The 18,476-nt window shown below is 62.5% G+C and carries 13 protein-coding genes; 7 read left to right on the top strand and 6 right to left on the bottom strand.

Annotation, left to right across the window (positions count from 1 at the left end; all coding sequences use genetic code 11):
* Positions 1–60: 60 nt before the first annotated feature.
* On the top strand, positions 61–1,476 hold the full coding sequence (gene hemN, locus HOP53_RS15690; RefSeq protein WP_234270906.1) for an oxygen-independent coproporphyrinogen III oxidase: 1,416 nt from the start codon (positions 61–63) through the stop codon (positions 1,474–1,476).
* Between the two features lie 118 nt (positions 1,477–1,594).
* Complete coding sequence (gene fnr, locus HOP53_RS15685) at positions 1,595–2,341, top strand: fumarate/nitrate reduction transcriptional regulator Fnr (RefSeq protein ID WP_086508550.1); 747 nt, start codon at positions 1,595–1,597, stop codon at positions 2,339–2,341.
* A gap of 75 nt (positions 2,342–2,416) precedes the next feature.
* On the opposite strand, the gene ttcA is transcribed toward fnr, so the two are convergent.
* From ttcA to HOP53_RS15670, 3 genes are all read right to left on the bottom strand, one after another.
* Complete coding sequence (gene ttcA / locus HOP53_RS15680; RefSeq protein ID WP_234270905.1) at positions 2,417–3,355, bottom strand: tRNA 2-thiocytidine(32) synthetase TtcA; 939 nt, start codon at positions 3,353–3,355, stop codon at positions 2,417–2,419.
* 91 nt (positions 3,356–3,446) lie between these two features.
* A complete protein-coding gene (locus HOP53_RS15675; RefSeq protein ID WP_234270904.1) occupies positions 3,447–4,076 on the bottom strand; it encodes a 3'-5' exonuclease in 630 nt (209 codons plus the stop codon).
* Between the two features lie 35 nt (positions 4,077–4,111).
* The gene (locus HOP53_RS15670) at positions 4,112–5,932 is read right to left on the bottom strand and encodes a DUF294 nucleotidyltransferase-like domain-containing protein (protein ID WP_234270903.1); all 1,821 of its coding nucleotides are present in this window, start codon (positions 5,930–5,932) and stop codon (positions 4,112–4,114) included.
* A gap of 737 nt (positions 5,933–6,669) precedes the next feature.
* On the opposite strand from HOP53_RS15670, the gene HOP53_RS15665 reads away from it, so the two are divergent.
* From HOP53_RS15665 to HOP53_RS15650, 4 genes are all read left to right on the top strand, one after another.
* The gene (locus tag HOP53_RS15665; protein ID WP_010629690.1) at positions 6,670–6,930 is read left to right on the top strand and encodes a DUF4212 domain-containing protein; all 261 of its coding nucleotides are present in this window, start codon (positions 6,670–6,672) and stop codon (positions 6,928–6,930) included.
* A 6-nt stretch (positions 6,931–6,936) separates the two neighbouring features.
* The gene (locus HOP53_RS15660) at positions 6,937–8,733 is read left to right on the top strand and encodes a sodium:solute symporter family protein (RefSeq protein WP_234270902.1); all 1,797 of its coding nucleotides are present in this window, start codon (positions 6,937–6,939) and stop codon (positions 8,731–8,733) included.
* A gap of 95 nt (positions 8,734–8,828) precedes the next feature.
* Positions 8,829–9,344 carry a hypothetical protein gene (locus tag HOP53_RS15655; protein WP_234270901.1) on the top strand — a complete coding sequence of 172 codons (516 nt, stop codon included), beginning with the start codon at positions 8,829–8,831 and terminating at the stop codon, positions 9,342–9,344.
* 100 nt (positions 9,345–9,444) lie between these two features.
* Positions 9,445–13,398 carry a hybrid sensor histidine kinase/response regulator gene (locus tag HOP53_RS15650; protein ID WP_234270900.1) on the top strand — a complete coding sequence of 1,318 codons (3,954 nt, stop codon included), beginning with the start codon at positions 9,445–9,447 and terminating at the stop codon, positions 13,396–13,398.
* Between the two features lie 104 nt (positions 13,399–13,502).
* On the opposite strand, the gene HOP53_RS15645 is transcribed toward HOP53_RS15650, so the two are convergent.
* On the bottom strand, positions 13,503–14,165 hold the full coding sequence (locus HOP53_RS15645; RefSeq protein ID WP_086508560.1) for a response regulator: 663 nt from the start codon (positions 14,163–14,165) through the stop codon (positions 13,503–13,505).
* A gap of 348 nt (positions 14,166–14,513) precedes the next feature.
* Here HOP53_RS15645 and HOP53_RS15640 point away from each other — a divergent pair, with 348 nt between their 5' ends.
* On the top strand, positions 14,514–14,798 hold the full coding sequence (locus HOP53_RS15640; protein WP_234270899.1) for a con-10 family general stress protein: 285 nt from the start codon (positions 14,514–14,516) through the stop codon (positions 14,796–14,798).
* A gap of 207 nt (positions 14,799–15,005) precedes the next feature.
* Here the strand turns inward: HOP53_RS15640 and HOP53_RS15635 are convergent, their stop codons facing one another.
* Entirely contained in the window at positions 15,006–17,048 is a 2,043-nt protein-coding gene (locus HOP53_RS15635) for a CocE/NonD family hydrolase (protein WP_234270898.1), read from the bottom strand.
* 20 nt (positions 17,049–17,068) lie between these two features.
* The gene (locus tag HOP53_RS15630; RefSeq protein ID WP_234270897.1) at positions 17,069–18,355 is read right to left on the bottom strand and encodes an ATP-grasp domain-containing protein; all 1,287 of its coding nucleotides are present in this window, start codon (positions 18,353–18,355) and stop codon (positions 17,069–17,071) included.
* Between the last annotated feature and the right edge of the window lie 121 nt (positions 18,356–18,476).

Genomic DNA, 18,476 nt, shown 5'->3' with positions numbered 1-18,476 from the left:
ACCCGGCCGCGAGAGGGTACGGCTAGCATTGTCCCTACAGTTCGTCTTGGGAGTGCCCTCATGTCCGTCCCCGCGCCGTCCTTGCCTCGAACGATGGCCGATCCCTTCATCTGGGACGCGGCCCTGCTGCGGCGCTACGACACCCATGGGCCTCGCTACACCTCGTACCCTACCGCCCTGTCGTTCAGCTCGGACTTTACCGAGCCGGACTATCAGGCGGCGCTGGCGCGCAGCAACGCCGACGGCAGGCCGCTGTCGCTCTACGTGCACATTCCGTTCTGTCGCAAGGCCTGCCACTACTGCGCCTGTCACAAGATCGCGACCAAGGCCACCAAGGTGGCAGACCCTTACATCTCTCGCCTGGATCGCGAGATGGTGCTGATCAAGCCGCATGTGGATACGCGACGGGAAGTCGCTCAGCTGCACTGGGGCGGCGGAACGCCAACCTTCCTGAGCCTGGATCAGATGAGCGATCTGATCGACCGCCTCGATGCCCGCTTCGGCCTTTCCAGCGCTCGCGACCGTGACTATGCCATCGAGATCGACCCACGCGAGGCCGACGTCTTCACCCTGCGTCACCTACAGGCTCTGGGGTTCAACCGACTCAGTCTGGGCGTGCAGGACCTCGATCCCCGGGTGCAGCGGGCCATCAATCGGGTCCAGCCGCGCATCCTGACCGAGGCGTTGATCGATGAAGCCGACCGCCTGGGTTTCCGCTCGCTCAACCTGGATCTCATCTACGGCCTGCCGTTCCAGACCCGCGACAGCTTCGCCGCCACGCTGGAACAGGTGATCGCCATGGCCCCGGCGCGGCTATCCGTCTTCAACTATGCCCATATGCCGGAGCGCTTCGCCGCCCAGCGCAACATCAACGCCGAGGACCTGCCCGGACCCGAGGAAAAACTGGCCATGCTGCGCATCACCATTGCCATGCTGACCGCTGCGGGTTATGTGCACATCGGCATGGACCACTTCGCCAGAGCCAGCGACAGTCTTGCCATCGCCCAGCGCGAAGGCACCCTTCAGCGCAACTTCCAGGGCTACTCGAGCCATGCACAGTGCGACCTGATCGGGCTTGGCGTGTCGGCGATCTCTTGCATCGACGACGTCTACTCGCAGAATCACACCACTCTCGCTGCCTACGAGCAAGCGCTGGACGCCAGTCACCTGCCCACAGCGCGAGGCATTCGCCTCTCCTTCGACGACCGTATCAGGCGGCACGCCATCGAGCGCCTGATGTGCGACATGGAACTCGACTTCGACGAGCTGAGTGAAACCTTCGGCATCGATGCGCCGCGCTATCTGGCGGATGCCCTGGCCCGGCTCGAGATGCCCCTGCATGACGGGCTGGTCGTCTGGGATGGACCTCGCCTGATCGCCACTCCTCTGGGCCGCTTGTTGATTCGGCACCTGGCCATGGCCTTCGATGCCAGGCTGCCACGGCAGCCCGACTGCCAGTACTCCCGAATCGTTTAAGTCAGAAGAATATTTAGCAAGTTCCGCAAGGTATTGCGGCCAAAGGTCGCAAGGGGCATTTTACCTGCACCAATAATGTTCCATAATGCCTCCATGACGATGATCAAGGAGGTGGAGCATGCCGGTAAACGCGGCCAATGCACTCGGCAAGCGGCGTTCGCTGCTGCATGAAACCCGTTGCCAGAACTGCAGCCTGAGTTCACTGTGCCTGCCTCTCGCTCTGGAACTCGAGGACATGGAGCAGTTCGATGCCATCATTCGGCGTCGCTCTCCGCTGAAGAAAGGTGAGTCCCTGTTCCGCCAGGGCAGCGCCTTCAGCAGCGTCTTCGCCGTTCGCTCCGGCAGTCTCAAGCAGGTCACCACCGAGGGCTCCGGCGAGGATCAGGTCACCAACTTCTATCTGCCCAGCGAGCTGGTCGGCCTCGATGGCATCGACGAGCAGACCTATCCCGGCAGCGTGATCGCGCTCGAGACCACTACGGTGTGCGAGATTCCCTTCGACCGACTCGACCATCTCTCCGAACAGCTGCCGGAGCTGCGTGGCCAGCTCTATCGCAGCATGAGCAAGGAGCTGCGCGACGACCGCAAGATGATGCGGCTGCTGTCGCGCAAGACCGCCGACCAGCGTCTAGCCAGCTTCTTCACCAGCCTGTCGGACCGCTTCCGTCGCCGCGGCTACTCGCCCTACAGCTTCCGTCTCTCCATGTCACGGGCCGATATCGGCAACTACCTGGGGCTGGCCGTGGAGACCGTGAGCCGCATTCTCGGCCGTTTCCAGCAGCAGGGGCTGGTCGAGGTGTCGGGGCGCGAAGTGAACATTCTCAATCTCGAGGCGTTGGTGGCCCAGGCCCAAGACGATCACTGAGCCCCAAGACATCCGCGAGCAAACGCAAACCGCCCGGCCTAGGCCGGGCGGTTTGCGTTTGAGCGGGCTATCGGCTCAGCCGTCGTTCGACACGTTCAGGGCATCGATGCGCCGCTCCTGCATCCTGGCCTGCTTGGCCTCGAGTCCCGCGAAGTCGAACAGCTCGCGGTCGGCCAGCTGCGACGGCGCCACGTTGGTCACCGCCTTGAACATGGTCTCTAGGCGCCCGGGGTGCTTGCGCTCCCACTCGGCCAGCATCTCCTTGACCACCTGGCGCTGCAGGTTGGGCTGGGAGCCGCACAGGTTGCAGGGGATGATGGGAAATTCCATCAGCCTGGCGAACTCGGCGATGTCCGCCTCGCGGCAGTAGGCCAGCGGCCGGATGACGATGTTCTTGCCATCGTCGGAGAGCAGCTTAGGCGGCATGGCCTTGAGGCTGCCGCCATAGAACATATTGAGGAACAGCGTCTCGAGAATGTCCTCGCGATGGTGACCAAGCGCCACCTTGGTCGCGCCGATCTCCTCGGCGAAGCCATACAGCGAGCCACGCCGCAGGCGCGAGCAGAGCGCGCAGGTGGTCTTGCCTTCCGGCGTCTTCTCCTTGACCACCGAATAGGTGTCGCGCTCGAGAATGTAGTACTCGACACCGAGGCCTTCCAGATACTCGGGCAGCACGTGCTCGGGAAAGCCGGGCTGTTTCTGGTCGAGATTCACCGCCACCAGCGAGAAGTTGACCGGCGCATTACGCTGCAGGTTGCGCAGGATCTCGAGCAGGGTATAGCTGTCCTTGCCGCCCGACAGGCAAACCATGACCCGGTCGCCTTCGTGGATCATGCCGTAATCGATGATGGCGTTGCCCACCTGACGCCGCAGGCGTTTCTGCAGCTTGTTGAATTCGCGGCGCTGCTTGGCATCGAGCGCGGCCAGCGGCGAACTCGCTTCGCTCACCTCATCGCGCTGTTGACGTGTGTCGTCATCGACGGTGGTGGGATCGAAAATCACGGCGTCTTGCATGGTCACGGGCTGCCAGAGCATGGTGAAGGATGGGTGGCAATCCTACCATCGACACCGTCCGAAGGCGACGCCACAGCGGTGATTCAGCGGCTCATGCCTCTTGCCGTTCAGGCATTCCAACCCGCTCCAGGCGCAGGTACATCAGCGCCGTGGTCACGGCATCACCGAGCGCGGTATTGCGCCCCATCACCGGCACGTCCAGCGCCGCCGCCACCGCCTCGAAACGCTGTGAGCGAGGCTCGGGCTCCATGACGCTGCGACGCAGTTGACGATGATACAGTTGCGCCACGTCGATACCGGTGTTGGGCAGGTCGAAGCCGAAGCGAGGTCGGATCTGACGGTTGAGGATCGCCAGATCGAAGTCGAGCCGCCACCCCAGCAGCGGGCGATTGCCGATGAAGTCGAGCAATTTCACCAGGGCCTCATCAAGGCTCTCGCCATCGTCGAGATCGACGCCGCGCAAGCCGTGCACGCGGATCGAGTCGCCGGTGAGCGTGGCCGGCCGTTTCAGGCGCAGGTCAAGGGACTCGCTGGTGAGCACCCTGTCGCCGCGTACCTTGACCGCCCCGATGGAGACGGGTTCGGCGGTACGCGTATCGACGCCGGTGGTTTCGCAGTCGATGGCCACCAGTTCGTCGCCGGTATAGGGATGGAACAGCCAGCCGTACTCGCCGTCGGCATGACGGCGGCGGTCGTTGGCACGACGCAGGGCGCGAAACATGGAAACCTCCTGTTGTCCTCGGCTGCGCAACGTCCTCAGGTGTATTCGAGGTGATAGCGTTGCGACAGGCTCTGTTTGAAGTCCTTGACGATATGCAATGCCTCACGCAGCAGGTCACGCTCCAGCGACGACAGCTGCTGGACCACCACGCGGTCGGGGCTCTTGCTGTTGGGTTCGCCGTCGAGACGCTCGAGCTGTTGCTTCAGGCGCAGCTCGGTGAACAGCGACAGCGCCTCGGCGAGATCCTCGGCGACCCGCGCCTCCAGCCGTCCGTCCGCGGCCAAGGCCTCGAGCCGCTCGAGCGTCGAGGTCGGCTGGATGCGTCGCTCCAGCGCCATGGTGCGTACGCCGTGAACGATCGGAAAGATGCCGCCCTTCTTGATGTCGATCCCGTGCTGCGGCTTCTTCAACGAACCGAACAGGGTCAACGGGGTGGAGAAACGCAGTGCCGTACGCGCGAAGTAGGAGAGCAGCAGCTCATCTCGGGAGCACTGCTCGAAGAGCGACTGACGCACGCGGTCGAGCAGCGCGGGGTTGCCGGCCACCGAGTGGGAGTCGAGCATGATGGCCAGCTTCATCAGGCTGTCGCCGTCGCGCTTTTCAGCCCAGCGCGCGATGCGTTCGCGCCACTGAGAGACGCTACCCACCCACTCCGGGTTGTTGACCATGATGTTGCCGGGGCAAGGCGGGTAGCCGAGTTCGATCAAGGTCTCGGTGAGACGCTGCATCTGTTCGCCCACGTCCGGCCACTCGAGCCCATCGGCGAGAATCAGGCCGTTATCCTGATCGGTCTTGAGGATCTGCTCACCACGACCTTCGCTGCCCATCACCATCAGGCAGCTGTCGCGATGGTAGCGCTCGTCGATGAGAAAACCCCACGCCTTGGACATGATGCGCCCGTTGAGCGCCGCCAGCAGTCCCATGGCGAAGCGCAGCTTGACGCCCTGGGCCATCAGCGCCTTGACCAGCTCGGGCGTGCGCCGGCTGGCACGATACAGGGCATCGAGACTGTCCGCCTGTTCCACCTGCAGGCTCACCACGTAGCTGCGGCTGGAGAAATAGCTGAGCACGTCGGTGAGTTCGACCACGCCGATGGGGCGCTCCTGCTCCATGACCACGACCCGCTCCACCTTGAAGCGGGTCATCATGACCAGCACCTCGAACAGGTACTGACCAGGACTCACCGTCACCAGCTCGAAGTTGGCAATGGCCTGCAGCGGGCTCTCCTTCTCCAGCCCTTTCAGCACGAGCGCATTGAGCAGATCGGTCTTGGTCACCATGCCGGCACCGACGGGGCCTTCCACCAACAGGCTGTCGGCATGGCTCTCATGCAGTCTCGACACCGCCTCGGCAATGGTGGTCTCGGCAGACATGCATAGCGGCGGACGCATGCACTCGCTGACTCGGGCCAGCATGAAGCCGGCCATGGTCACGCCGCCTTCGGCGCGCTGCTCGGTCAGCAGTCGGGCCTTGTGTGCCAGCGTCTGGCGGAAGAATTCGGCAAAGGCCGGGCAGTCGTCGCACAGCTGCAGGAACAGCGCCTTGGGCAAGAGGTAACAGAGACTCTCCTGCTCGGCGCGAAAACGATAGCGGCTCTTGCCATTGAGAATGCTGATGGCGCCGAAAAGGTCGCCCGCCGTATAGTGGCCGATGCGCTCACGCGCGCCGGGCTGGGTGGTATCCAGCTCCGCCACCTCTCCCTTGTGAATAAGGAAGACGTACTCTCCCGGCTGGCCGGTCTCGAGAATGATTTCGTCGCGGTCGAAATAGGCCAGATCGATGCCATGACGAATGCGCTCCCGCCCCTCCTCATCAAGAAAGGAGAAAGGTGGTTGGGAAAGATCGACATCGACCATCTCGTTACCCCCGTGGTACGGCCACCATGCCTCGGTTCATCGCGAATACCGGGAGCGCCGGACAGCGACACCGGCAGCCGAGCGAGCCCGCAGGGAGATTGCCAGCCCGGTCGTTTCACGATACCCGGGCTTTGCCTTACACGTCCCTGTCGCCTCAAACAACGAAGCAGTGCATCTTTTCGTTGAGAACATAAGAGAAGCACTGCATGCATCCTCGAGGCAGGATAACAGCCCCGAGAATTGGGAGATAACCTAGACCAACGTCCAAAGAACTCTTTTCAGAGCGTCCGGGGGACTTTAAAAGAAAGAAGCGCTCTAACCAAAACAGCTAATAGACAAAAGTTCAATGCTAGACAATCGTCCTATCGGCAGTTCCAGCGCCATCTGAAAGCACGACCATACACCACTCCAACCAATTGAAAAACAAGAAAAATTACAAAGATACCTTTATTGCAATCTTCTCATGATACCAAAGTCTGGGATTTTATTTTTTGTGTTTATTGACCAGTATTGCTCATGAGTCATACAGGGTGATCGCACCTGGATAACGCGACTCGACTAATGGATAACTGGTCGTAGCGGGAAGCGCGGATGTACGCAGGGAGCAAAGGATCCTCGGGTGCCGACAGGCCTTCGTTCATGTACCCGACTCGACTCGCTCAGTGCAACCCCTGATGAAATTTGGCATCTCTCTGTGCGACTTCCCCAACCTTTAACAACAAGTGGAGAGCATCACTATGGCAGATGACAAGATCAATGCTGCTGAATACTGGAAGGCAAACGTACGCCTCATAACCGGATGCATGATCGTCTGGGCGTTCGTTTCCTACGGCTGCGCCATGCTGTTTCGGCCCCTGCTCTCGGGAATACCGATCGGCGGCACCGACCTCGGGTTCTGGTTCGCTCAGCAGGGCTCCATTCTCACCTTTATCGGCCTGATCTTCTTCTATGCCTGGAAGATGAACAAGCTCGACCAGAAGTTTGGCCTGGGGGAGTAAACCAGCATGAGTCAGTTTGCCATCAACCTGCTCTTCGTGGGCGGCTCGTTCGCTCTCTATATCGGCATCGCCATCTGGGCGCGAGCCGGTTCCACCAAAGACTTCTACGTCGCCGGCGGCGGCGTCCATCCGGTCACCAACGGCATGGCCACGGCGGCCGACTGGATGTCAGCGGCCTCCTTCATCTCCATGGCCGGTCTGCTGGCTTCCGGCGGCTACGCCAACTCGACCTTCCTCATGGGCTGGACTGGCGGCTACGTCATTCTGGCCATGTTGCTTGCCCCTTACCTGCGTAAGTTCGGCAAGTTCACCGTACCCGACTTCATCGGCGACCGCTTCTACAGCAAGACTGCCCGCGTGGTTGCGGTAATCTGCTTGATCGTGGCCTCGGTGACCTACGTTATCGGCCAGATGACCGGCGCCGGCGTGGCCTTCTCGCGCTTCCTCGAGGTGCCGAGCAGTACCGGTATCTGGATCGCCGCGGGCATCGTCTTCCTGTATGCGGTATTCGGCGGCATGAAAGGCATCACCTACACTCAGGTGGCCCAGTACATCGTACTGATCATCGCCTACACCATTCCCGCCGTGTTCATCGCCATGCAGCTGACCGGCAACCCCATCCCGATGTTCGGCATGTTCAGCACCCACACCGAGTCCGGCGTGCCGCTGCTGGCCAAGCTCGATGAAGTAGTAACGGCGCTGGGTTTCCGCGACTACACCGCCGACGTCGACAACAAGCTCAACATGGTACTGTTCACCCTGTCGCTGATGATCGGTACCGCCGGTCTGCCCCACGTCATCATCCGCTTCTTCACCGTACCGAAGGTGGCCGATGCACGCTGGTCCGCCGGCTGGGCACTGGTGTTCATCGCCCTGCTCTACCTGACCGCTCCCGCCGTGGGTTCCATGGCGCGCCTCAACCTGGCCACCACCATCTTCCCGGAAATGGCCGGTCAGGTTGAGAACTACGAGGAAGCACTGGCCAACCCGATCCTCTACGAGGAGCGTCCGGACTGGATCCGCACCTGGGAAGACACCGGCCTGATCACCTTCACCGATCACAACAACGACGGCCGCATCCAGATGTACAACGATGCCAACCCGGGCTTCCAGCCTATCGCCGGCGAGCTTGGCTGGGAAGGCAACGAGCTGACGGTGAACAACGACATCCTGGTACTGGCCAACCCTGAAATCGCCAACCTGCCGGGCTGGGTCATCGGTCTGATCGCGGCGGGTGGTATCGCGGCGGCCCTCTCCACCGCGGCAGGCCTGCTGCTGGCAATCTCTTCCGCCATCAGTCATGACCTGATCAAGAACACCATCAACCCGAGCATCTCCGAGAAGGGCGAAATGCTGGCGGCACGGATCTCGATGGCCGGCGCCATCCTGCTGGCGACCTACCTCGGCCTCAATCCGCCAGGATTCGCGGCCCAGGTGGTAGCACTCGCCTTCGGCATCGCCGCCGCCTCGCTGTTCCCGGTGCTGATGATGGGTATCTTCTCCACCCGCATGAACAGCAAGGGCGCCATCTGCGGCATGCTGGCCGGCCTGATTTCCACCCTGGTGTACATCTTCACCTATCTGGGCTGGTTCTTCATTCCGGGCACCAACATGCTGGCGAACGTGGAAGCCAACTGGCTGCTCGGAATCTCGCCGCTCTCCTTCGGTGCAGTGGGTGCGATGATCAACTTCGCCGTGGCCTACGCGGTATCTAGCGCCACCGAGGAGCCGCCGCAGGAGATCCAGGAACTGGTCGAAAGCGTACGCTACCCGAAAGGCGCTGGCGCAGCTACCGGCCACTAAGCCATAATCACCCCCCGGCCCTGCCCCAGGGTCGGGAACCGAACCAGATCGGGCTTCCCACCGGGAAGCCCGATTGCATTGATAAAGGTGGCGTCATGATATGGCACTTGATCGCAGCGATCTTCGCTGCCCTGGGTGCAGCGGGTATCGGCCTGCTACTGCGCGTGGCCAGCGGCAAGCGGCTGCCGAAGTGGATCATTCCGGTCTTCGCCGGGCTGGGCATGCTGGGTTATCAGATTCACTACGAATACTCCTGGCTCGACCACAAGCTGGAGCAGCTGCCACCCACAGCCCAAGTGGTCCAAACCGAGCAGGACAGCATGCCGTGGCGGCCCTGGACCTACATGTATCCGCTCACGGTGGCCTTCAGCGTGGTCGACCAGAGCAGCATGGTGCAACGCGAGGCGAACGACCTGCAGTTGGTCGAGTTCATCCTGTATCGGTTCGAGAAGGAGTACGTCGACCGCCTGAGTCATCAGCCCTATCTGATGAACTGCTCCACGGCCGAGATGGTGCCGCTGAGCGAAGAGACCCGCCAGCCCCGTACGGAGGGCATGCGCCAACTCAACGAAGGTTCACGCCTGCTCGGGGCGGTCTGCTCCCCTTGGTAGCGTGGTCGCCACGACGTCTTACGCAACGCAGCGATTCGCTCACGTAGGCATTCGTGCAGTGTTTCCATAGAATGATCTGCAGTTACCGGGGAGAGAATGCATGTTTGCCGGCTGGCTGCTGATCGCCGTTTCGCTGCTCTATATCGCCGTTTTGTTCGGCATCGCCTGGCTGGGCGACCGTAACGCACGCCAGCGCGGCTCGAGCCGCAAACGCCCGGCCATCTACATCCTGGCGCTGGCCATCTACTGCACCTCCTGGAGCTTCTACGGCGCGGTGGGCCAGGCAGCCACCGCCGGCTGGTCGTTCGCCAGCATCTACGTGGGGCCGATCCTCACCTTCCTGCTGTTCTGGCCGATACTGGCCAAGATGATTCGCGTGGCCAAGCGCCAGAACATCACCTCGATCGCCGACTTCATCGCCTCGCGTTACGGCAAGACGCAGTCGCTGGCCGCCTTTGCCAGTCTGGTGGCACTGATCGGTACGCTGCCCTATATCGCGTTGCAGCTGAAAGCCGTGGCGACCTCCTTCGCCGTACTGACGGATGCGGCCGACATCACCCACACGCCGGTGTTCGCCGATACGGCATTCTTCGTCGCCCTGGTCATGGCCGCCTTCGCTATTCTGTTCGGTACCCGCCACACCGACGCTACCGAGCACCATGAGGGCCTGATCCACGCCGTTGCCTTCGAGTCGATGGTCAAGCTGCTGGCCTTCCTGATCCTGGGCGCCTACGTCACCTGGGGCATGTTCGACGGGCTCGGCGAGCTGATGGCGCTGGCCGATACCCAACTGGAGCTGCAGCGCCAGTTGGCCGACCAGGACTTCGGCCGCGGTTTCTGGGCCCAGACGCTGCTGGCCATGCTGGCGATCTTCTGCCTGCCGCGGCAGTTCCACGTTGCCGTGGTGGAGAACACGCACCCCAGCGATGCGGCCAAGGCGCGCTGGCTGTTTCCGCTCTATCTGGTGGCGTTTGCCTTCTTCATTCTGCCCATCGCCGCCGCCGGCCTGGCCCTGTTCCCAGACGGCTCTGTGGAACCCGACACCTTCGTGCTGGCGCTGCCCATGGCCGCCGAGCAGCAGTGGCTGACCCTGCTCACCTACATCGGCGGTTTCTCGGCTGCGACCGGCATGGTGATCGTGGCCACGGTGGCGGTATCGATCATGATCTCCAACGAGATCGTGATACCGCTGCTGTTCCGTATGCGCTGGCTGGATGCCAGGCCGCGCGACTACGGCCGGCTGGTACTCAAGGCTCGCCGCATCACCATCTGCGTCATTCTGGCCCTGGCCTATGGCTTCTATCAGCTGATCGGCGAATTCACCTCGCTGGCGTCGATCGGCATGCTCTCCTTCGCCGCGGCGGCTCAGTTCGCCCCGGCCTTGATCGGCGGGCTCTACTGGAAGCGCGGCAACCGCCTGGGCGTGATCGTGGGCATGAACGCCGGCTTCGCCATCTGGGCCTACAGCCTGCTGATGCCGGCCATGATCCAGGGCGGCGTGCTGCCTGCCCACTGGCTCAGCGGCGGCCCCTTCGACCACCCCTGGCTGACGCCAACCGCGCTGTTCGGGCTCAATTTCGGCGACTCCTTCACTCACGGCGTGATGCTCTCGCTCGGCATCAATCTGTTCTGCTACATCTTCGTCTCCCAGATCACCTCGCAGCGGGTAGTCGAGCGCATTCAGGCCTCGCTGTTCGTCGACAGCGTCGAGACCCGCCAGACCTCGGTCAACCGCCCCTGGACCGGCGCCACCACGGTGGGCGATCTCAAGGTGCTGTGCGAACGCTTCCTCGGTGCCGGCCAGGTGGCCCGCGCCTTCGACGACTACGCCCGGCGCACCGGCAAGCCGCTGGAAGACGGCAACCGTGCCTCCATCGACGTGATCCAGTTCACCGAGCGTTTCCTGGCCTCAGTGCTCGGCGCCTCCTCGGCGCGCATCGTGGTCAACTCGGCGCTGCAGGGCCGCGGCATCGGCATCTCCGACGTGATCTCCATCGTCGACGAGGCCTCTCAGGTGCTGGAGTTCAACCGCGCCCTGCTGCAGGCCACCATCGAGAACATCAATCAGGGCATCAGCGTGGTCGATCAGAACATGCGCCTGGTGGTGTGGAACCAGCGCTATCTCGAGCTGTTCCGCTTTCCCGATCATCTGATCCGGGTGGGCGCGCCGATCGACAAGATCTTCCGCTACAACGCCCACAACGGGGAATACGGCCCCGGCGACCCGGAAGAGCACGTGCAACTGCTGATCGACAACATCCGCGACGGCCAGCCCCACCGCTACGTGCGCTACCGCCAGGACGGCAGCGTGCTGGAAGTACAGGGCAACCCCATGCCGGGCGGCGGTTTCGTCTATACCTACCAGGACATCACCCAGCAGAAGCGCATCGAGGAAGCGCTGATCCGCTCCGAGAACAACATCCGCATCTACACCGACAACGTGCCGGCGCTGATCGCCTACTTCGACAAGGAGTGCCGTTACCTCTTCACCAACCGTGCCTATGAGCAGGCCTTCGGCATCGACCGCAACGAGGTCATCGGCAAGCACGTCAATTCGGTCATCAGCAGCGACATGGCACTCGAACGCGAGCCCTGGATACATCGGGCCCTGGCCGGCGAGCGGGTCAGCTTCGAGGTGTCGATGCATCTCGGCGACGACCTGCGCTACATGCTGGTGACCTATACCCCGCACTTCGGCGACAGTGGCGCCATTCTCGGTTTCTTCTCGCTCTACCAGGACATCACCGAGCGGCGCCTGGCCGAGATCGCACTCAAGGAGACCAACGAGACCCTGGAGGAGCGAGTGCGTGAGCGTACCCAGGCGCTGTCGGAAGCCAACACCGCGCTGCGCCAGGAGAACCGGGTGCGGGCCGAGGCCGAGCAGGCGCTGCGCCAGGCCAAGCAGGTCGCCGAGGATGCCAACGCCTCCAAGACCCGTTTCCTGGCCGCTGCCAGCCACGACCTGCTGCAGCCACTTAACGCCGCGCGCCTGTTCACCTCGGCCCTCTCCAACGAGATGGACGCGGTGGACATGAAGCGTACCATCGGCCATATCGACAACTCGCTGCAGGCCGCCGAGGAGCTGCTCGGCACCCTGCTCGACATCTCCAAGCTCGATGCCGGCGCTCTGACGCCGCGGCGCAGCCACTTTGCCCTGGCGGACATCTTCCGGCCGCTGCGCGCCGAGTTCGAGGTGATGGCCGAAGAGCGCGGCCTCGACCTGGTGGTGGTGCCGACGCGAATCTGGGTCGACAGCGACCCGCAGATGCTGCGCCGAATCGTGCAGAACTTCCTCTCGAACGCGCTGCGCTATACCCAGGAGGGTCGCGTGCTGCTGGGCTGCCGACGCCGCGGATCACGCCTGACCATCGAGGTGTGGGACTCCGGCCCGGGCATTCCCGAATCCAAGCAGGCAGAGATCTTCCAGGAGTTCCGCCGCCTGGATCAGGCATCGCGGCACAAGGAGAGCGAAAAGGGGCTGGGCCTGGGCCTCTCCATCGCCGACCGCATGAGTCGGGTGCTCGACCATCCGATCAAGGTCTTCTCCCGCGAAGGCATCGGCACCATGTTCTCCGTCAGCGTGCCGGTGGTGGCGCCACGCAGCGAGACCGAGCGCGCTGAAGAGGCCGCCTCATCGCGCCGCGTCGGCAACAAGCTGGTCGGCACCCGCGTGCTGTGCATCGACAACGAGACACTGATTCTCGAAGGCATGAAGGCGATGCTCTCCGGCTGGGGCTGCGAGGTTTATACCGCGACCACCATCGGCGGTGCCAAGTCGGTGCTACGCAACCTCGACGGCGAGCCGGACGCCATCCTGGCCGACTACCACCTCGACAACGAAGTGACCGGCCTGATGGCGCTCGAAGCACTGAGCGAAAGACTGGAGAGCGCCGTGCCGGGCATCGTGATCACCGCCGACCGCACCGAGGAGGTGGCCGAGGTGATTCGTCGCAGCGGCTATCACCTGCTGCAGAAACCGGTACGCCCCGCCGCTCTGCGCGCCCTGCTGACCCGCACGCTGCAGGCCAGCCGGGCGGCCCGACAGGAAGGCTGACGCTTACCCAACCGTAACGCTAAAACGCAACGCCCCAAACGCAACGACCGCCGGATGCTGCCATCCGGCGGTCGTTGCATTCGGGGCTACCTGACGCTGGTCGATCAGGATTCGACCTTGGGCGGCTCGACCTCGAGCTTCTGGGCCGCGATCACCGCCTGGGTGCGGGAGTGCACGCCCAGTTTGCGCAGGATAGCGGTCACGTGGGCCTTGATGGTGGCCTCGGAGACGTTCAGCTCGTAGGCGATCTGCTTGTTGAGCAGCCCTTCGGTGAGCATGTTGAGCACGCGGAACTGCTGCGGCGTCAGCGACGCGATGGCCTCGGCGAAGCGGGTCTCCTCCTCGTTGGCATCACCCAGGGTGTCGGCCAGTTCCTTGGGCAGCCATACCTCGCCGTCGAGGATTTCGCCGACTGCCTCGGCGATCAGCTGCAGGGAGGAGGACTTGGGAATGAAGCCGGAAGCACCATAGTCGATGGCACGGCGCACCACGTGCGGCTCATCGCTACCGGAGACCACCGCCACCGGAATGTCCGGCGTCTGACCGCGCAGTTGGATCAGACCGGAAAAACCGTGAGCCCCCGGCATGTGCAGGTCGAGCAGAATCAGATCGGCATCGGGATGACGCGTCACCACTTCGCAGGTCGCCTCCATGGTATCGGCTTCGACGATCTCGGCCTGGGGTGCCAGTTGGCGCAACGCTTGGGTCAGCGCTGCGCGGAACAGCGGATGGTCATCGGCAACGATGAATTTCTGGGCAAAGGCCATGGATTCTCCTCCGGTTCCTCGAGCACGGGGCCTACGGCCGCCACACATGGGGCAATTCGATTGTTCACCGCATGTTACCCCATGCTCGGGCGCTTCCCAAGCGCACGGGGGCCGCTGTCGACGATTCATTCACCTTGCGCCCTTTCGAGCCGGTGCAGCGCAGCGGAAACGGGACAACTTCCGTTTCACATGGATACAGCAACGCCCTTGATGACGGAGAAATTCGACTCCTATCTTCAAAGACGATGGCAGACGCCAGCAGTGCCGGATTCCCGGTAAATGGAAGTACGGAGTGCATGCGGTACACAGAGTACCAGATTGCACGAATGGAACCTCAAGGAGCAGACCATGGCACAGCGTAACCAGAACCCCGGCAATTTTGCCAATGACCCGAAGAAGGCCTCTGCAGCCGGCCAGAAAGGTGGCCAGCGCAGCAGCGGCAATTTTGCCAATGACCCGCAGAAGGCCTCTGCTGCCGGCCAGAAGGGCGGCCAGCGCAGCAGCGGCAACTTCGCCAACGACCCGCAGAGGGCCTCTCAGGCCGGTCAGAAGGGCGGCCAGAACAGCGGAGGCAACTTTGCCAACGACCGCCAGAAAGCCTCTGAAGCCGGTCGCAAAGGCGGCAAGCACTAGCTCGAGCCGTTGATCCGCAAGCCGTCAGAGCTTCGCTCTGGCGGCTTTTCTCAGGCTTTTCACCATCGCGAACTGAAACTCTTATCTGCCCGCCTTCCATGCGCATGCCAAGACCTGAGCGCCATACCAAGACAAGAGCACCAGACCAAGACAGAGCGCCGTGCCCAAAGGCACGGCGCTCTGCGTCCGCGAGAGATGGATCAATCATCACATGTGATCGCGCGGTATCACCTTCTCCCAGTTCTTGGAGAAAACGCGGTAGTCGTCTTCATAGCCATCGAGCTGGGCGTGAATGTAGAAGTTGCTATCGTCGCAGCTCAGTACCGTACGCGTGTAGACCTCGACGTTCCAGTCGTCGCGCTTGAACGCACGCTCGGTATAAGTCTCACCGCGCGCCGAGGTGAAGTCGTCGTTGAAGGTGCTGTACCACTCGCGGGTGCTGCGCCTCACCTCGGTGCCAATGTCCTCGATGCGGAAATGCCCCTGGTCGTTGATCACTTCGAGCGTGGACTCCTTGGTCGCCAGGTCGCGATGCAGCAGCCAGTTGTGCTGGCTGGCCGCATAGGTGTGCACCCTCAGCGGCGGAGCTTCTTCAGGCTCCTCGAATGCCGGCAGGCGCCGATCCTCTTCCCCCGGGGTTCGCTCGGGCAGTATCAATGAGCTGCCTTCGGGGTAGATGTCGACCTGAGCCGGTTCAGGCGGCAACCAGGCAAGGGGCCAATAGGAGGTCGAGATAGACAGACGAAGCTGGTGTCCCGCCGGAAAGCGCTGAGCGATGCCATTCATCGGGATACGCACCCGATAGCGGCGATGCGGCACCAGCGGCTCGGGATCGGCGTCGCTGTTGCGATGGGAGAGATTGAGCAGACCGTAGGTCACACGAGTCGACTTGCCATCCGGCGCCACGTCCGAGAGGCGAACGGCGAGCATCGCCTGGGGCTTGTGGCTGGATATCTCGAGCTCGATCTCGGGCATACCGAAGATATCCACCGGCTCAGCCAGCTCTCGGCTACTGAAGATCAGCGAACCGCCATCCTCTTCGCGCTGGTCGCCGGGCAGGTCCGGCGTGGCAGCATAGGAGCACCACTTGCCCGCCGCCAGGCCCACGCTGAGCGGCGACTGCAGTGCCAGCGCGCTCTCCTGCCCGTTACGCTGGTGAGGCCCGCCGTAGCCTTCCCCCATGAGGATGGTATAAGGGCCCAGCCCGTAGCGTCGCTCGCTGACGTTGGCCGAGGGCCAAGCGGACTCACCGATCCAGCGTCCAGGCCGCTCTTCGTAGGAGGTATCGGGCGGCACGCTGTCCTGCTGCCAGGCACGCAGCATGGGTTCGTCCATGATCCCCGTATCCCGGCCCTTCAGCCAATGATCCCACCAGCGCAACGCCTCCTGCAGAAAACCGATGGCCGGCCCCGGCAGCCCCTGGTGCGGATATTTGTGACCCCAGGGCCCGATCAGCCCCTTGCGCGGCACCTCGAGGTGCTGCATCAGGCGCAGCACGGTATTGGTGAAGCCATCCGCCCAACCACCGATGGCGTATACCGGACATTGAATTGCCGCGTAGTCCTCGTTCACCGAACTGGTCGTCCAGTAGCTACTGCGGCGCTGGTGCTCGAGCCAAGGCTCGAGCCACAGACCGCTATTCTCCATACGGTCGAACCACATGTCGCGCCAGCGATTGCCAACGATCTGCGGATCCGGCGGCAGGCTGTTGAAGGCGAACATGACGGTGGCTTCGGAGAGGTTGTCGCCGAGCAGGCAGCCGCCCATGTAGTGCATGTTGTCGGCGTAGAGATCGTCGCTAGAGCAGATGCTGATGATTGCCTTCAGTTCAGGTGGCCGCCGAGCGGCTACCTGCAGGCTGTTGAAGCCGCCCCAGGAGATGCCCATCATGCCGACGTTGCCGTCGCACCAGGACTGCTCGGCGAGCCAGGCGATGGCATCGACGGCATCCTCCTGTTCCTGCTGGGTGTACTCATCCGTGACCACGCCATCGGAGTCGCCGCTGCCGCGCATGTCCACCCGCACGCAGACATAGCCGTGCCCAGCCATGTAGGCGTGGTTGGCGTTGTCGCGCGCGCGGGTGATGTCACGCTTGCGGTAAGGGATGTACTCCAGGATCGCCGGCATGGGCGTTCCCTCGGCTCCCTCCGGCAGCCAGATCCTGGCTGCCAGCTGAGCGCCGTCGCGCATGGGGATGAAAACGTTCTCTATCTCGCGAACCTGGTAGGGAAACGAATCCATGATGCTCATGGTTCCTCCTTGCGGGTTCATTAGATGGGTTCGATCTCGAACTCGAGCGCTTCCAGGCATGCCTTGTAGCGTTGCTCGATCTGGTCGTGATCCTCACCGGCCACGTAAAGAGTGCCCAGGCGGTAGCAGAAATTGTCCTGGTGCAGCAGCTCGCCCAGGCGAGTGCCAGGTTCCACGTCAATCCGCACCTTGGTGCCCGGAAAACGCTCGGCAAGCGCCTCGATCTCCGCTTCGCTCGGCACCCGCTTGACGATGCCGTCGCGATGTTCGTAGGGGATGTAGCACTTGGCGGCTACCGCCGCCACGCCCTGCCGGTTGGCCAGCGAAGGACGCTCGCCGAAAGCGATGTCGACCGCCACCTCGTGGTTGGACATGCCGTCGACCATGATGAATATCTCGCTATGCGACTGTGAGATACGGGTATTTACCTCGATCAGCCACAGCTTGTCCTTCTCCTCATCCCACATGAACTCGGCGTTGAAGCAGCCGTTGTCATAGCCGATGTGTTCGAGGAAGCGACGCGAGACGTCGATCATCTGGCGGTGAATACGCTCGGGCAGGTTGCTGGGGTACTCCAGCCGGTCGTAGGGGATCTCCTTGTTGACCGAGTTGGGCTGGGCAATGATGCCGTGCACGTTGAACTCGCCGCGATAGACGGTGCCTTCAGGCGCCCCCTGAACGCCCGAGACGATCTGCTCGGCGATGCAGGAATTGCCGTCCATCTTCTGGATCTGCGATGGCAGCTCGGCGTGGCGCAGCGCTTCGTTGAACGGATCGCCGAGCTTGCGGATGCCCTGACGAATCTCCTCGATCGCCGCCTGGAACTGCTCGTCGCACTCGATCTTGAAACCCAGGTGTGAAGAAAACGCCTTGACCGGCTTGAGCCAGAAGGGATAGTCAAGCGTCACCTGGGACAGGGGTTCCTCGGCGAAAGGATCGACAGCGCAGAATTCGGGCACGACCTCGGGAATGACTTTCTGCTGCTCGAGCCGACTCCAATACTTGTGTTCGCACTTGAGCACACTCTCCACCGAAGGCGCCGGAATGTCGTGTTCACGGCACAGAATGGGTACCAACACGCTGGTGGGAAAATCCCACTGCGCGACGATGGCATCGATGGAGCCGTCGAACGCTTCGAGCTTCTTGCGCGCCTGGGCCAGCAGATCGTTGAAGGAAAAATGAGGTGACTCGACGGCGTCCTTGACCGACAGCAGGCTGTGCACCTCGAACTGATCGGAGTGGCGTAAGGTTTCCAGTTCCTCGCGCTGCTGATCCTCCAGCGCCACGACAAAAATGTTCCGCTTCATCCATCTGTCTCCATGACGGTACCGTTCCGGAGCCCCAATCCCGGGACTCCCTGCTTCCTTACCCTTCACAAGATAAGGAGCCGGCGCCGAAGGTTCCACGGTCAAGACGATTCTTTACTCA

Source organism: Billgrantia ethanolica, assembly GCF_021404305.1.
GTDB classification, from domain to species: domain Bacteria; phylum Pseudomonadota; class Gammaproteobacteria; order Pseudomonadales; family Halomonadaceae; genus Halomonas; species Halomonas ethanolica.
Note: the sequence above shows the minus strand (reverse complement) of the source record. Positions and strands in the feature narration are given on the sequence as shown.

Excerpts from the sequence above, each read along its gene's own strand:
- fnr (WP_086508550.1), top strand. The coding sequence starts at position 1,595 with ATGCCGGTAAACGCGGCCAATGCACTCGGCAAGCGGCGTTCGCTGCTG.
- HOP53_RS15635 (WP_234270898.1), bottom strand. The coding sequence starts at position 17,048 with ATGAGCATCATGGATTCGTTTCCCTACCAGGTTCGCGAGATAGAGAAC.
- hemN (WP_234270906.1), top strand. The coding sequence starts at position 61 with ATGTCCGTCCCCGCGCCGTCCTTGCCTCGAACGATGGCCGATCCCTTC.
- HOP53_RS15665 (WP_010629690.1), top strand. The coding sequence starts at position 6,670 with ATGGCAGATGACAAGATCAATGCTGCTGAATACTGGAAGGCAAACGTA.
- HOP53_RS15660 (WP_234270902.1), top strand. The coding sequence starts at position 6,937 with ATGAGTCAGTTTGCCATCAACCTGCTCTTCGTGGGCGGCTCGTTCGCT.
- HOP53_RS15650 (WP_234270900.1), top strand. The coding sequence starts at position 9,445 with ATGTTTGCCGGCTGGCTGCTGATCGCCGTTTCGCTGCTCTATATCGCC.
- HOP53_RS15645 (WP_086508560.1), bottom strand. The coding sequence starts at position 14,165 with ATGGCCTTTGCCCAGAAATTCATCGTTGCCGATGACCATCCGCTGTTC.
- HOP53_RS15640 (WP_234270899.1), top strand. The coding sequence starts at position 14,514 with ATGGCACAGCGTAACCAGAACCCCGGCAATTTTGCCAATGACCCGAAG.
- HOP53_RS15670 (WP_234270903.1), bottom strand. The coding sequence starts at position 5,932 with ATGGTCGATGTCGATCTTTCCCAACCACCTTTCTCCTTTCTTGATGAG.
- ttcA (WP_234270905.1), bottom strand. The coding sequence starts at position 3,355 with ATGCAAGACGCCGTGATTTTCGATCCCACCACCGTCGATGACGACACA.
- HOP53_RS15630 (WP_234270897.1), bottom strand. The coding sequence starts at position 18,355 with ATGAAGCGGAACATTTTTGTCGTGGCGCTGGAGGATCAGCAGCGCGAG.
- HOP53_RS15675 (WP_234270904.1), bottom strand. The coding sequence starts at position 4,076 with ATGTTTCGCGCCCTGCGTCGTGCCAACGACCGCCGCCGTCATGCCGAC.
- HOP53_RS15655 (WP_234270901.1), top strand. The coding sequence starts at position 8,829 with ATGATATGGCACTTGATCGCAGCGATCTTCGCTGCCCTGGGTGCAGCG.